This window comes from Streptomyces sp. NPDC018947, from assembly GCF_044390505.1.
Lineage (GTDB): Bacteria > Actinomycetota > Actinomycetes > Streptomycetales > Streptomycetaceae > Streptomyces.
Genome location: NZ_JBIRZD010000001.1, coordinates 377992 through 392329, shown reverse-complemented (window position 1 = coordinate 392329; position 14338 = coordinate 377992). Strand labels below are relative to the sequence as shown.

Annotated in this window: 13 protein-coding genes; 9 read left to right on the top strand and 4 right to left on the bottom strand. The window is 73.3% G+C overall.

What is annotated here, in order from left to right; genetic code table 11:
• The first annotated feature begins 155 nt into the window (after window positions 1-155).
• Complete coding sequence (locus ACH499_RS01785; RefSeq protein WP_399013221.1) at window positions 156-1526, top strand: aminotransferase class V-fold PLP-dependent enzyme; 1371 nt, start codon at window positions 156-158, stop codon at window positions 1524-1526.
• 15 nt (window positions 1527-1541) lie between these two features.
• On the opposite strand, the gene ACH499_RS01780 is transcribed toward ACH499_RS01785, so the two are convergent.
• Both ACH499_RS01780 and ACH499_RS01775 read right to left on the bottom strand, forming a co-directional pair.
• Window positions 1542-1823 (bottom strand): Lrp/AsnC family transcriptional regulator, encoded by a 282-nt coding sequence (locus ACH499_RS01780; protein WP_272585426.1) that lies wholly within the window; start codon window positions 1821-1823, stop codon window positions 1542-1544.
• The gene (locus ACH499_RS01775) at window positions 1820-2581 is read right to left on the bottom strand and encodes a rhomboid family intramembrane serine protease (RefSeq protein WP_356200213.1); all 762 of its coding nucleotides are present in this window, start codon (window positions 2579-2581) and stop codon (window positions 1820-1822) included. The genes ACH499_RS01780 and ACH499_RS01775 overlap by 4 nt, the downstream gene beginning before the upstream one ends.
• Before the next feature lie 157 nt (window positions 2582-2738).
• On the opposite strand from ACH499_RS01775, the gene ACH499_RS01770 reads away from it, so the two are divergent.
• The 5 genes from ACH499_RS01770 (at window position 2739) to ACH499_RS01750 (ending at window position 8231) form a co-directional block, all read left to right on the top strand.
• Window positions 2739-2978 carry a hypothetical protein gene (locus ACH499_RS01770; RefSeq protein ID WP_356200211.1) on the top strand — a complete coding sequence of 80 codons (240 nt, stop codon included), beginning with the start codon at window positions 2739-2741 and terminating at the stop codon, window positions 2976-2978.
• An 82-nt stretch (window positions 2979-3060) separates the two neighbouring features.
• Entirely contained in the window at window positions 3061-4410 is a 1350-nt protein-coding gene (locus ACH499_RS01765) for an NYN domain-containing protein (RefSeq protein ID WP_356200209.1), read from the top strand.
• Between the two features lie 304 nt (window positions 4411-4714).
• Window positions 4715-5758 carry an NlpC/P60 family protein gene (locus tag ACH499_RS01760; RefSeq protein ID WP_356200207.1) on the top strand — a complete coding sequence of 348 codons (1044 nt, stop codon included), beginning with the start codon at window positions 4715-4717 and terminating at the stop codon, window positions 5756-5758.
• A 223-nt stretch (window positions 5759-5981) separates the two neighbouring features.
• Window positions 5982-6992 (top strand): NlpC/P60 family protein, encoded by a 1011-nt coding sequence (locus ACH499_RS01755; protein ID WP_399013218.1) that lies wholly within the window; start codon window positions 5982-5984, stop codon window positions 6990-6992.
• A 48-nt stretch (window positions 6993-7040) separates the two neighbouring features.
• Window positions 7041-8231 (top strand): hypothetical protein, encoded by a 1191-nt coding sequence (locus ACH499_RS01750; RefSeq protein ID WP_399013217.1) that lies wholly within the window; start codon window positions 7041-7043, stop codon window positions 8229-8231.
• On the opposite strand, the gene ACH499_RS01745 is transcribed toward ACH499_RS01750, so the two are convergent.
• Window positions 8188-9438 (bottom strand): glycosyltransferase 87 family protein, encoded by a 1251-nt coding sequence (locus tag ACH499_RS01745; RefSeq protein ID WP_399013215.1) that lies wholly within the window; start codon window positions 9436-9438, stop codon window positions 8188-8190. The two genes, ACH499_RS01750 and ACH499_RS01745, sit on opposite strands and share 44 nt — an antisense overlap.
• Window positions 9439-9558: 120 nt before the next feature.
• Here ACH499_RS01745 and ACH499_RS01740 point away from each other — a divergent pair, with 120 nt between their 5' ends.
• Complete coding sequence (locus ACH499_RS01740; RefSeq protein WP_356200200.1) at window positions 9559-10701, top strand: glycosyltransferase family 4 protein; 1143 nt, start codon at window positions 9559-9561, stop codon at window positions 10699-10701.
• Between the two features lie 120 nt (window positions 10702-10821).
• On the opposite strand, the gene ACH499_RS01735 is transcribed toward ACH499_RS01740, so the two are convergent.
• The gene (locus ACH499_RS01735; RefSeq protein ID WP_356200199.1) at window positions 10822-12618 is read right to left on the bottom strand and encodes an AMP-dependent synthetase/ligase; all 1797 of its coding nucleotides are present in this window, start codon (window positions 12616-12618) and stop codon (window positions 10822-10824) included.
• A gap of 309 nt (window positions 12619-12927) precedes the next feature.
• Here ACH499_RS01735 and ACH499_RS01730 point away from each other — a divergent pair, with 309 nt between their 5' ends.
• The gene (locus tag ACH499_RS01730; protein ID WP_399013212.1) at window positions 12928-13725 is read left to right on the top strand and encodes a metallophosphoesterase; all 798 of its coding nucleotides are present in this window, start codon (window positions 12928-12930) and stop codon (window positions 13723-13725) included.
• A 139-nt stretch (window positions 13726-13864) separates the two neighbouring features.
• Complete coding sequence (locus ACH499_RS01725; protein ID WP_356200195.1) at window positions 13865-14305, top strand: SRPBCC family protein; 441 nt, start codon at window positions 13865-13867, stop codon at window positions 14303-14305.
• Window positions 14306-14338: the final 33 nt, after the last annotated feature.

Below are 14338 nucleotides of genomic sequence, written 5' to 3'. Positions count from 1 at the left end.
GGGGTCCTGGGTCGTCCGAGGGAGTCTCCCGTGAATCAGCGAATGCGATAGGGCCGCAGAGCCCCGCCTCCGCATCCCCTTCTTCCCCACCGGTCCCACGCTCGAGCCCTGGTCGCTCGCGTGGCGATGACACGTGCCTTCACGGGAGTACTTCCATGTCCGTCTCCGCCGTTTCCGCCGACCGCTCCGTCCACGCCCCGCTGCCCGTCCTCGGCCGGGACGTCACCGTCCCGCTGGTCACCGGCGGCGAGGTCAGCTACGCCGCGCTCGACTACGCCGCCAGCGCGCCCGCGCTCCAGCGGGTCTGGGACGACGTGGCGGCCTACGCCCCGTACTACGGCAGCGTGCACCGCGGTGCCGGGTACCTCTCGCAGCTCTCCACCGACCTGTTCGAGAACGCCCGCAGGACCGTCGCCGAGTTCCTCGACTGCCGCGACAGCGACCAGGTGGTGTTCACCCGCTCCACCACCGACTCGCTGAACCTGCTCGCCGCCGCGCTCCCGGCCGGCTGCCGTGTCTTCGTCTTCGAGACCGAGCACCACGCCTCGCTGCTGCCCTGGCGGGACGCGCAGGTCACCTACCTCGACGCCCCGCGCACCCCGGAGCAGGCCGTGGAGACCCTGGAGCGCGCGCTCGCCGCCCGCGAGCCGTACGGGCCGGCCCTGGTCTGCGTCACCGGCGCCTCCAACGTCACCGGTGAGCTGTGGCCGGTGCGCGAACTGGCCGCCGCCGCGCACGCCCACGGCGCCCGGATCGTGCTGGACGCCGCCCAGCTCGCCCCGCACCACCCGGTGAGCGTCCGCGACCTGGACGTCGACTGGGTCGCCTTCTCCGGGCACAAGCTGTACGCCCCCTTCGGCTCCGGCGTCCTCGCCGGGCGCGCCGACTGGCTGCGGGAGGCGGAGCCGTACCTCGCGGGCGGCGGCGCCAGCCGCAGGGTGAGCCGGCGCGCGGACGGGGGCGTGGACGTGGAGTGGCACGACAGCGCCGCCCGGCACGAGGCCGGTTCGCCCAACGTCATCGGCGCCTACGCCATCGCCTCGGCCTGCAAGGCGCTCACCGAGGCCGGCTTCGAGACGCTGGTGGCCCGCGAGGAGTACCTGATCGGCAAGGTCCGCGACGGGCTCGCCGCGGTGCCCGAGGTGCGGGTGCTGTCCCTCTTCGGCGACGACGCCCCCCGCGTCGGCGTCCTGTCCTTCGTGGTGGACGGCTGGAACAGCTCCCACTTCGCCGCCGCCCTCTCCGCCGAGTACGGCATCGGCGTGCGCGATGGCCTGTTCTGCGCCCACCCGCTGGTGCGCACCCTGCTCGGCAGCGACCCGCAGACCCAGGGCGAGTGCGGCGCGCCCGAGGCGGCACCCGGGGAGAAGTCCCTCAACGCCGTCCGGGTGAGCTTCGGCGCGGGCACCCCGGACGAGCACGTCGAGCGGTTCGTGAACGCCGTCAGGGAGTTGGTGAGCGAGGGCGCCCGGTGGAACTACCGCACCGAGGAAGGCCGTTGCGTGCCGGACACGTCCGGGGCGTGAGCCGAACGCCGGGCCCTAGTTGTCGAGGCCGATCGCGAAGGCGGCCTCCAGGTCGTGCTGGGAGTAGGTGCGGAACGCCACGTGCGTGTCCGTGCCCTCCACACCGGGGATCTTGCTGATCCGGCCGGGGATGACCTCGGCCAGGTCCTCGTGCTGGTTCACCCGCACCATCGCGATCAGGTCGTAGGTGCCGGTGACGGAGAAGACCTCGCTGACGTTCTCCAGCGCGGCGATCTGCTCCGCGATCTCTGGGATCCGGTCCACGCTGGTCTTGATGAGGACGATCGCGCTGATCACGGCTGGTTCTCTCCCTCGGGGGCCGTCGCTGGAACGCCCCCAACTCTAGTCCCACCGCCGAACCGCACCCAGGCGAAGGCGAAGCCCAGCCCGAAGCCCACCAGGTGCGCGAGGTACGCCACCCCCGGCCCGTCACCGGCCCGCCCCGCCGCCGTCCACTGGAGGGCCGCCCAGAACGGCAGCACCAGCCACGCCGGGAAGCGCAGCGGCAGGAAGAGGAGGAAGGGCAGCAGGCTGGTCACCCGGGCCGACGGGAACAGGAACAGGAACGCGCCGAGGATCGCGGAGATCGCGCCGGAGGCCCCGACCAGGGACTCCTGGGAGTGCGCGTTGGCCGCCGCGTACCCGAGCAGCGCCAGGGCGCCGCAACCCAGGTAGAACAGCAGGAACTGGATCCGGCCCATCCGCGCCTCGGTCATCGCGCCGAAGACGTAGAGGAAGAGCATGTTGCCCAGCAGGTGGACCCAGCTCCCGTGGACGAACAGGGCCGTCACGGGCGTGAGGACGGAACCGGGGGAGTCCTCGAACAGCTCCGCGGGGATCACGCCCCAGCGGCGGAAGTAGGCGCGCTGCGCCGCGAGCAGCTCCTCGCCGGTGCCGTAGGCCGGACCGAGGCCCGAGGCGGGGCTGAGCAGGAACAGCACGCAGCACAGGGTGATCAGCGCGTACGTCACCGGTGCCGTGCGGCCGCGCGGGGCGCGGGCCGTGGCGAGCGTCCTGGCCCGGGAGAGGGCGGCCGTGCTCCAGTCGCGGATCATGGCTACAGAGCATGACGTAACGGGGCGTATCCACCTGGGGCGCCTCGCCGCCGTGGACACGCGGGCGGCGGGTACCCGCCAGGCCGTAGGGTTACGAGCCAGCACGCACCGGGCGGACCGGCGCGTCACCGACACTGGAAGAGAGCGAACAGCCACGATGACGGTTCCCCTGCCGACCGACACGACGCGGTGGCGCTGCACCCTGTGCGGCAACCTGACCCGCTTCGACGTGACCCGTGCCTCGAAGGTCGTGGAGTACGTCCACCTCGATCTGGCCGGTGAGCCGACGGTCGAGGAGCGCGAGGTGCTCAGTGAGACGATCGAGTCGGTGCGGTGCCGCTGGTGCAACGCGGTGGACCAGGTGGAACTCGTGGACAGGCCGGGTTCCGGTTCCTGACGGGAGCGGGGCCCGCGGGCGGTGGTCCCGCACCGGGACCGCGCACGGGAGTGCGCGGGCAGCAGAGGCATTGGGGTGACGGATGGTGGAGACACACGGCGGGGGGCCGGGCGACGGCGCCGCTGAGGTGCTCGACCGCCCGCTGCCCGACGGAGTGCGCCGCAGGGTCGTGCAGATCGTGTCGGACGGCTTCGGCGGGCTCACCCTCGGTGAACTGCCCGCACAGCTCAGACAGTACGCCCGCTTCGCGCCCAACCGCCGGACGAAGTTCGCCGGCACCGCCATGGCCGCCGCCGTCGAGAGCGACGCCCTGTTCCGGCAGCGGATCGGGGAGAAGTTCAAGGAGGCCCAGCCGGAGCTGGCCGGCGCCCTCGAATCCGGCACCCCGCCCCCGGCCGCGGACCCGCTCGACGTGGCGGCCGCGGCCTACGTACTGCGCCCGCACGGCTGGGTGAAGCTGGTGACCGCCGCCGGCGAGGAGGCGCAGCGCGCGGACGCCGAGCGCGCCGACGAGGAGAGCCGCGCGGAGCTGGAGCGGCTGCGCGAGGAGCTGACGCGGGCCCGCGAGCAGACCAGGACCGAGACGGAGCGGCTGCGCGGCGAGCTGGAGTCGGTGAAGAAGGAGGCCGAGTCGCTGCACCGCAAGCTGCGCTCGGCCCTCAGCGACGTCAAACGCGGTGAGGCGGCCCTGCGCAAGCTGCGCGAGGAGATCGACGCCGTACGCACCGAGGGGCACGCCCAGGTGTCCGCCGCCGAGAGCGAGAGCCGGCGGCTCAAGGCCCGCCTCGGCGAGGCCGAGGCCGCCCTGGAGGCCACCCGCAGGGCGGCCCGCGAGGGGCGCAGCGTCGAGGACATGCGCGTACGGCTGCTGCTCGACACGCTGCTGGACGCCACCCAGGGCCTGCGCCGGGAGCTGGCGCTGCCGCCGGTCTCGGTGCGGCCGGCGGAGACGGTGGACGCCGTCGAGCCCGGACGGATGACGCCGAAGGACATCGCGGCGCGCGCCCTGTCCGAGCACGACCCCGCCGTGCTCGACCAGTTGCTCGCGCTGCCCCAGGCGCATCTGGTCGTCGACGGCTACAACGTCACCAAGACCGGCTATCCGCAGATGCCGCTGGAGAAGCAGCGGCTGCGCCTGCTCGGCCAGCTCTCCCAGCTCGCCGCGCAGACCGGCGCCGAGACGACCTGCGTCTTCGACGGGGCGGAACTCGCGGCGCCGGTGCTGCTCGCGCCGCCGCGCGGGGTGCGGGTGCTGTTCTCCAAGCCCGGCGTCACCGCCGACGAGTTGATCCGCCAGCTCGTGCGGGCCGAGCCGCCGGGCCGGCCGGTCATCGTCGTCTCCACCGACCGCGAGGTCGCCGACGGGGTGGCGAAGGCGGGGGCGCGGCCCGTGGCCTCGGTGGTCCTCCTCAAGCGGTTCTCACGCGGCTGAGCCGGGCACCCCTCGTCCCATGGGTGCCGTATGTCCTATGGGCAACGTAGGTGACTCATGCCCGAGTTGGGGCCGCGGCGGCACGACGTAGCGTCAGACCCGCGTCACGGGAAGTGATTTGAACGCAAAATATGCCCGTCGCGTCTCATGTTTTTCACCCCAGGATTTGAACTGATCACAACTGGGTCACTAGGGTCGGCTCGAACCTCCGCTCGGGTGATCACTCACAAGGGGTGAGTGACGGCGGAGGGCACCGCCCGCCGGCGTGTCGGCAGGCGGCTGGAGGAAGAAGGAGCTCGCCTCCGTGGCGTCCCACCGTCGTCCCAAGCAGCCGAGCCGCACGCGCGTGACCGTGCTCACCACCGCTGCCGCTGCCGCCGTCGTCCTGAGCTCGCAGGCCGCCAACGCCGCACCGAGCGAGAAGCCGAACAAGGACGAGGTCAAGGCCAAGGTCGACAAGCTCTACGAAGAGGCGGAGAAGGCCACCGAGAAGTACAACGGGGCCAAGGAGAAGCAGGAGAAGCTCCAGAAGGAGATCTCCACCATCCAGGACAACGTCGCCCGCGGCCAGGAGGAGCTCAACGAGCTGCGCGACGGCCTCGGTTCGATGGCCAGCGCCCAGTACCGCTCCGGCGGCATCGACCCCTCCCTCCAGCTCTTCCTGTCCGCCGACCCGGACGACTACCTGGACAAGGCCTCCACGCTCGACCAGCTCAGCGGTCAGCAGGTCGAGGCGCTGAAGAAGATCCAGGAGAAGCAGCGCGACCTCGCCCAGCAGCGCGCCGAGGCGTCCAAGAAGCTCAAGGACCTCTCCGCCACCCGCACCGAACTGGGCAACAAGAAGAAGGAAGTCCAGGGCAAGCTCGCCTCCGCCCAGAAGCTCCTCAACACCCTCACCGCCGAGGAGAAGGCCGCTCTCGCCGCCGAGGAGTCCCGCGCCACCCGCAGCAGCGAGCGCGAGGCGCTGACCGGCGGTTCCTCCACCCCCGCCTCCGGCCGCGCCGGGGCCGCCTTCGCCGCGGCGAAGAGCAAGCTGGGCAGCCCCTACGTCTGGGGCGCCACCGGCCCGTCCTCCTTCGACTGCTCCGGCCTGACCCGCTGGGCCTACGCCCAGGCCGACGTCGGACTGCCGCGCATGTCCCAGGACCAGGCCAACGCCGGCACCCGGATCTACTCCGTGAGCCAGCTCCAGGTCGGCGACCTGGTGTTCTTCTTCAACGACATCCACCACGTGGGCCTCTACGCCGGCAACGGCCAGGTCCTGCACGCGCCGCGCTCCGGCACGGTGGTGCGCTACGAGTCGATGAACACCATCGGCGGCCCCTTCATGTTCGGCGTGCGGGTCTGACCCGCACGCCGCGCGCCCGGGAAGGCCTAGCGCCCATGCCGCCCGTTCGGGGGAATCACGGCCCGGCCTTCTGACCCCCCTGCGACCGTCCGCCCCGCCGGTGACCTGCGTCAGCGGCGGGGCGTCGCCGTGCACGCCCCTTCGAGGTCGTTGGCCGCCGCCTCGCCGCGGGGCTACTGTCTGCCGCGTTTCCCGTCCGCCAGCGGAAGGAGTGCGGCTTCCCGTGGGGTCCCATCGCCGCGTTGCACCGTCCGGGCTCGATCGCGGCGCCACCGCCGCCGTCGGCCTCCTCTCCGTCGCCGCCGTCCTCGGCGCCGTACCGGCCTCCGTGGCCGCGCCGCACGACGACACGCGTACCGAGGTGGACCGCCTCCACACCGAGGCGGAGCAGGCGACCGAGGCCTACAACAAGGCCGACGAGCGCACCGGGCGACTGCGCCGGCAGATCGACGACGCGCAGGACGAGATCGCCCGCAAGCAGGAGCGGGTCAACACCATGCGGGACGCGCTGGGTTCGCTGGCCGGTGCCCAGTACCGCTCGGGCGGCGTCGACCCGTCCCTCGCGCTGCTGCTCTCCGCCGAACCGGACGACTACCTCGACAAGGCCTCCGTGCTCGACCGGGTCACCACCCGCCAGGCCGGCGAGCTGAGGGAACTCCGGCAGCTCCTGCGCGAACTCGCCCAGGACCGCGCCGAGGCGGCGCACAAGCTGGCCGAGCTGGAGAAGGGCCGCAAGGCCGTCGCCGCCCACAAGAAGACCGTCCAGCGCAAGCTCGCCGAGGCCCGGCGGCTGCTCGCGGGCCTCCCGGCGGGCGAACGCGACGCCTACGGCCGCGCCTCCCGCTCCGGTCGCACCGATCTGACCGGCCCGGGCGGCATCCCCGCCTCCGGCCGTGCCGCCGCCGCCTTCGCCGCCGCCCGCTCCGCGCTCGGCAGGCCCTACATCTGGGGCGCCAACGGGCCCTCCGGGTTCGACTGCTCCGGCCTGATCCAGTGGTCGTACGCCCAGGCCGGCGTCGGTCTGCCGCGCACCTCTCAGGAGCAGCGGTACGCCGGCCGGCGGATCCCGCTCTCCGAGGCCCGCCCCGGCGACCTGGTCGCCTACCGGGACGACGCCAGCCACATCGGGATGTACGCCGGCAACGGCCAGGTGATCCACGCCCCGCGCCCCGGCGCACCGGTGCGTTACGACCCGGTCGGCATGATGCCGGTCTCCTCCGTCACCAGGATCTGATCCCCCGGCCCCGTCCCTCGCGGGCCCGGCGCCCGTACGATCACAAGGATGGCTGGTCGAAGGTGGGTGTCGGGTTCCTCGGTGGTGGCGCTGTGCCTGCTGCTCGTCTCCCTCGTGGCCTGCGGCGGCCGCACCGCCGCCGACTCCGTGCGGGCCGACGTGCAGCGGGTGCTGGACCGGCGCGCCGAGGCCGTCCTCGGCCACGACCGGGCCGCCTGGGCCCGCACCGGCGACGGCCCCGCCCTCGGCAATCTGAGCGCCGTCCCGCTGGCCGCCTGGTCCTACCGTGTGACCGGCGTGGACCGCACGGGTGACACCGCCACCGCCGCCGTCGACCTCAGCTACCGCCTCGGGGGCTACGACCGGGGCGCCGTCACCACCGCCCGCACCGTGCGGCTGAGCCGGGACGACGACGGACGCTGGAGCGTGGACTCCGACCGGCCCGCCGCGAAGACCGGCCAGCAGCCGTGGGACCAGGGCCCGGTGCGCGTGCTGCGCGGCGCGCACAGCCTCGTCCTCGGCGTCGGCCAGTCCGCCGAGACGCTGCGCGGGTACGCGGACCTGGCCGACCGCGCGGTACCGGCGGCCTCGGCCGCCTGGGACGGCGACTGGGCGCGCCGGATCGTCGTCGTGGTCCCGCAGTCGCTGGAGGGCATGGCCGGCCTGCTCGGCTCGCCCGCCTCCTCCTACCGGGGCATCGCCGCGGTCACCACCGGCGAGACGGGAGGCCGGGAGCGGGCGCCCGCGGACCGGATCATCGTCAACCCCGACGCGTACGGGCTGCTCGGCACCCTGGGCAAGCAGGTCGTGCTCACCCACGAGACCGCCCACGTCGCCACCCGCGCCCACACCACCGCCGCCACGCCGCTGTGGCTGTCCGAGGGATACGCCGACTGGGCCGGCTACCGCGACAGCGGCCGCGAGCCCTCCCGGGCCGCGCCCGAACTGGCCGACGCGGTGGCCGCGGGCCGGGTGCCCGGCGCCCTGCCGACGGACGAGGACTTCGGCTTCACCGGGGAGGCGGACGCCCTGGCGCGCGCCTACGAGGGCGGCTGGCTGGCCTGCCGGATGATCGCCGACCAGTGGGGCGAGGACCGGCTGGACGCCTTCTACCGGGCCGTGGGGGCCCACGACGAGCGGGCGGGCGCGGTCGAGGACGCGATGCGGGACGTGCTCGGGACGACGCCGGAGGCGTTCACGGCGCGGTGGCAGGCGTATCTGCGGGCGGAGCTGGGCTGAGCGCGGGCGACCGGCGCGGCCGCCCCGGCCGGCCGCGCCGCACCGAGTCGCGCCACAGCGCACGGGCCGCGACGAGGGCGGCGGCCACCAGCAGGCCGTTGCGGACGAAGAGCAGGGTGACGCCGAGCGCGTCGCTCGCCACGACGTGCCCGAACCACACCGGGAACTCCAGCACCGTCACCGCGCTCGCCGCCAGCACCAGGGCGGCCGGCACCCGCATCCGGCCGGTCCGGTGGCACTGGCACACCGCGGCGAGGCCGATCAGCCAGACCAGGTACTGCGGGCTGATCACCCTGCTGGTCACCGTGAACAGCAGCACCGCCGTGAAGGCCGCGTCCGCCGCCGTGTGCGCCGCGAACCGCGTGGCCGCGAGCCGCCACACCAGCAGCAGGCCCAGCGCCGCCGTGGCCAGGACGAGCGCGACCGTGCTCACCACGCCCACGTACGGGCCGAGGAACTCCACCGAGCCGTAGTTGAGCAGCACCGCGCCCTCCCAGCCGAAGTGCCGGGCGACGTGGAAGACGAGGCCGCCCAGCGACTCCACCTCGGTGCCCCGCTCGCGCTGGAACGTCAGGAACGCGAACGCGCCCGGCACGGCCACCGCGGACACCCCGGCCAGGGCGGCGCCGGCCACCGCGGCCGCGGTCCACACGCGCCGTCCGCGCATGCCGAGCAGCACGAACACCGGCCACACCTTCAGCAGCGCCCCGAACGCCGCCAGCGCCCCCGCCGCCCGGGGATGCCGGCCGGCGGCGAGCAGCGCGGCGACCGCGACGGCGGTGACCATCACGTCGTAGCGGGAGTACACCGTCGGACCGAGCAGCGGGACGCCCGCCACCCACACCCACGCGCCGAGCCGCGACCGGTCCCGGCCCCGCCCGGCGCGCAGCAGCAGCACGAGGACGGCCAGGTCGGCGGCGCAGGCCAGCGCGAAGAAGGCGGTCGGATAGTCCAGGAAGGGCAGCAGCGCGGGGGAGAGCACCGCCAGCGCCGCGGCGGGCGGGTACTGCCAGGTGACGTCGTCCAGCGGAAACGTTCCCGAGCGCAGGACGTCGGACCAGCCCCGGTAGATGACCGACACGTCGACGGTGACGTCCGGGCCGGGGAAGACCAGCACCTTCAGCACGAACAGCAGCAGCACCAGCCGGGTGGCGCCCCAGGCCGTCAGCGGGCCCGCCGGGAACCGCCTCGCGTCCGTCGTCTCCACGTGCTCCCTGCCCGTCCGCGTGTGCCGTGCCGGTGTCCCATGATGTCCCGGACGTCCGCGTGCTGCCACAGACACGGCCGGGCCCCGCCCCCGGCACGGGGTTCGGTAGGGTCGGCGGCGATGCGCAAGACCCTGATCGTGACGAACGACTTCCCGCCCCGCCCGGGCGGCATCCAGGCCTTCCTGCACAACATGGCGCTGCGCCTGGACCCCGAGCGGCTGGTCGTCTACGCCTCCACCTGGAAGCGCGGGCGCGAGGGCGCCGAGGCCACCGCCGCCTTCGACGCCGAGCAGCCCTTCACCGTCGTCCGCGACCGTACGACGATGCTGCTGCCGACGCCCGGCGCGACCCGCAGGGCCGTCGGACTGCTGCGCGAGCACGGGTGCACGTCGGTGTGGTTCGGGGCGGCCGCGCCCCTCGGGCTGATGGCGCCGGCGCTGCGCAGGGCGGGGGCCGAGCGGCTCGTCGCCACCACGCACGGGCACGAGGCGGGATGGGCCCAGCTTCCCGCGGCCCGGCAACTGCTGCGCCGGATCGGGGAGTCCACGGACACGATCACCTACCTCGGCGAGTACACGCGCTCGCGGATCGCGGGCGCGCTCAGCCCCGCGGCCGCCGCCCGGATGGTGCAGTTGCCGCCGGGCGTGGATGAGAAGACCTTCCACCCGGACAGCGGCGGCGACGAGGTGCGGGCCCGGCTCGGACTGACCGACCGGCCCGTCGTGGTGTGCGTCTCCCGGCTGGTGCCGCGCAAGGGCCAGGACACCCTGATCCGGGCGATGCCCCGCGTCCTGGCCGCCGAGCCGGACGCCGTCCTGCTGATCGTCGGCGGCGGCCCCTACGAGAAGGAGCTGCGCCGGCTCGCCCACGACACCGGCGTCGCCGCCTCCGTACGCTTCACGGGCTCGGTGCCCTGGGCGGAACTGCCCGCGCACTACGGCGCCGGCGACGTCTTCGCCATGCCCTGCCGCACCCGGCGCGGCGGGCTCGACGTGGAGGGGCTCGGCATCGTCTACCTGGAGGCCTCCGCGACCGGTCTGCCCGTCGTCGCCGGCGACTCCGGCGGCGCCCCGGACGCGGTCCTCGACGGCGAGACGGGCTGGGTCGTGCGCGGCGGCGACGCCGACGAGACCGCCGACCGCGTGACCACCCTCCTCGCCGACCCGGAGCTGCGCCGCCGGATGGGAGAGCGGGGCCGTGCCTGGGTCGAGGAGAAATGGCGCTGGGACCTGCTGGCGGAGAATCTCAGGACGCTGCTCTGAGACGGGGTGCCCGGCAATCGCGGGGGCCCGCACGCGGGCAGGGGCGGGGGGAAGGGCGCGACGAGCGACCACGAGCCCGCGGCCGCCGACGGCGGCGAAGGGGCACCCCGGCAGGCACCGCTACTTCGCGTAGATCGCCTCGATCTCGTCCGCGTAGTCCTTCGCCACCACACTCCGCTTCAGCTTCAGCGAAGGCGTCAAGTGCCCCGAGTCCTCGGTGAACTGGGCCCCCAGCACCCGGAACTTCCGCACCGACTCCGCCTTGGACACCGCCGAGTTGCCGTCGTCCACCGCGGCCTGGACCGCGGCGAGCAGATCCGGGTCCTCGCGCAGCGACGCCGCCGTGGAACCGGCCGGCTTGCCGTGCTCCGCGCACCAGCGGCCGAGGAACTCCTCGTCGATGGTGACCAGCGCGCCCACGAACGGCCGCCCGTCGCCGACCACCATGCACTCCGCGACCAGCGCGTGCGCGCGGATGCGGTCCTCGATCACGGCCGGCGCGACGTTCTTGCCGCCGGCGGTGACGATGATCTCCTTCTTGCGGCCGGTGATGCTCAGGTACCCGTCCTCGTCGAGGGTGCCGATGTCGCCGGTGTGGAACCAGCCGTCGGCCAGCGCCTCCGCGGTAGCGCCCGGGTTGTTCCAGTACTCCTTGAACAGGTGCTCGCCGTGCAGCAGCACCTCGCCGTCGTCGGCGATGCGGACCACCGAGCCGGGCAGCGGCTGGCCGACCGTGCCGATCTTCTGCCGGTCCCACGGGTTGAACGCGGTGGCCGCGCAGGACTCGGTGAGGCCGTAGCCCTCCAGCACCGTGAAGCCGATGCCGCGGAAGAAGTGGCCGAGGCGCTCGCCGAGGGGGGCGCCGCCGGAGATGGCGTACTCGCCGCGCCCGCCGAGGACCGCGCGGAGCTTGCTGTAGACGAGCCTGTCGAAGACCTTGTGTCTGATCCGCAGCCCGAAGGACGGGCCCGAGGAGCTGTCCAGGGCCTTGCTGTACGCGATCGCCGTGTCGGCGGCCTTGTCGAAGATCCTGCCCTTGCCGTCGGCCTGCGCCTTGGCGCGCGCCGCGTTGTAGACCTTCTCGAAGACGCGCGGCACACCGAGGATCAGCGTGGGCCGGAACGCGGCCAGCTCGTCGGTGAGGTTCTTGATGTCGGGGACGCAGCCGAGTTTGATCGGCGCGATCATCGGCGCGACCTGGACGAGGCGGCCGAAGACGTGCGCGAGCGGGAGGAAGAGCAGGACGGAGCACTCGCCCGTGCGGAACAGGGGACGCAGCCGCTCGACGACGTTGCCGCACTCCGCGAAGAAGCTGCGGTGGGTGAGCACGCAGCCCTTGGGCCGGCCGGTGGTGCCGGAGGTGTAGACGATGGTCGCCGGGTCGTCGGCCTTCGCGATCGAGCTGCGCTCCTCGACCGCCCCGTCCGTGACGTCCGCGCCGAGCCGCCCCAGCTCCTCCACCGCCCCGGCGTCGATCCGCCAGACGTTCTTGAGGGCGGGCAGCTCCTGGCGCACCGACTCCACCGCGGCGGCGTGCGCGGCCGACTCCACGACGCACGCCGTGGCGCCCGAGTCGCCGAGGATCCAGCTCACCTGCTCCGCCGAGCTGGTCTCGTACACCGGCACGGTGATCGCGCCCGCGCTCCAGATCGCGAAGTCCAGCAGCGTCCACTCGTAGCGCGTCCGGGACATCAGGCCGACCCGGTCGCCCGGCTGGACACCCGAGGCGATGAGGCCCTTGGCGGCGGTGTGCACCTCGGCGAGGAACTGGCGGGCGGTCACGTCCCGCCAGGCGCCGCCGCTCTTGCGGGCGATGACGGCGACGTCCGGGTGCTGCGCGGCGTTTCTGCGGACGATGTCGGTGAGATTTCCGTCCGCGGGGACCTCGTACAAGGCCGGAAGGCTGAACTCGCGCAAGACTGCTGCTCCTCATAGGGCGCCGGCGCCACGACGTTGTGCGATGCGACGGTGCGGTCCAAGGCTCGGGCAAGTGCTCGGGGAAACACACGCGGGATTCACATGTCGAAATCCTGAGCACGACTGGACTGCCCGGACGTTACCCGCCGGTATGCCCTCTCCGACAGGGGGTCCCCGCGAGATGTTCGCTGCGTCACACGGACGGGGTTTCCTTTGCGCACAGTAGTCGACACGTCCGGCGACCAGCCAGTAACCGCAGGTCGGACCGCCACTGTTCACGCATGCCGCACAGACTTACGCTTGATCGTCATGGCACCCACACCGGCCGGCAACACGACGACGCGCGTCCATGTGGTCAGCGACGTGCACGGCAACGCGCGCGACCTGGCCAGGGCGGGCGACGGCGCCGACGCCCTGATCTGCCTGGGCGACCTCGTCCTCTTCCTCGACTACGCCGACCACGCGCGCGGGATCTTCCCCGAGCTGTTCGGCGAGGCCAACGCCGACCGCATCGTCGCTCTGCGCACCGACCGCCGCTTCGCCGAGGCGCGGGAGTTCGGGGCCCGGCTGTGGGCGGGCATCGGCGGCGACCGCGACCGCCTGATCGAGTCGGCGGTGCGCAAGCAGTACGCCGAGCTGTTCGCCGCGTTCCCCACCCCGACGTACGCCACCTACGGCAACGTCGACATGCCGGCCCTGTGGCCGGAGTACGCCGGGGAGGGGACGACCGTCCTCGACGGCGAGCGGGTGGAGATCGGCGGACGCGTCTTCGGCTTCGTCGGCGGCGGGCTGCGCACCCCGATGCGCACGCCGTACGAGATCGACGACGAGGAGTACGCGGCGAAGATCGAGTCCGTCGGTGAGGTGGACGTGCTGTGCACCCACATCCCGCCCGAGGTGCCGGAACTGGTCTACGACACGGTGGCGCGGCGCTTCGAGCGGGGCAGCCGCGCGCTGCTCGACGCGATCCGGCGGACCCGGCCCCGCTACGCCCTGTTCGGGCACGTGCACCAGCCGCTGGCGCGGCGGATGCGGATCGGGGCGACCGAATGCGTCAACGTCGGCCACTTCGCCTCGACCGGGAGGCCGTGGGCACTGGAGTGGTGAACGCGCGCGGCCGGACTGTCGCGGGCAGGTGGTGACATCCGCTTTGCCCGTGCGCGATAGCCTTCACGCGGCACACACGTGCGCGCTCCGGCGCACGACCACCCTCAGTACCCGGCCCGCATCTGGAGGAGCCACGGCGATGGCGGAACACACCAGCTCGAGCATCACGATCGAGGCGGCACCCGCCGACGTCATGGCGGTGATCGCCGACTTCGCCCGCTACCCGGACTGGACCGGTGAGGTGAAGGAGGCGCAGGTCCTCGCCACCGACACGCAGGGGCGTGCCGAGCAGGTCCGCCTCGTCATGGACGCCGGGGCCATCAAGGACGACCAGACGCTGGCGTACACCTGGACCGGCGACCGCGAGGTCTCCTGGACGCTCGTCAAGTCCCAGATGCTGCGCTCGCTCGACGGCTCCTACCTGCTGCGGCCGGCCGGCACGGGCACCGAGGTCACCTACCGGCTCACCGTCGACGTCAAGATCCCCATGCTCGGCATGATCAAGCGCAAGGCCGAGAAGGTCATCATCGACCGGGCGCTGGCGGGACTGAAGAAGCGCGTGGAGTCGGCCCCGAAGTAACCGGCGCCGGCCCGCCCGGGGCGCGCGGTGCGA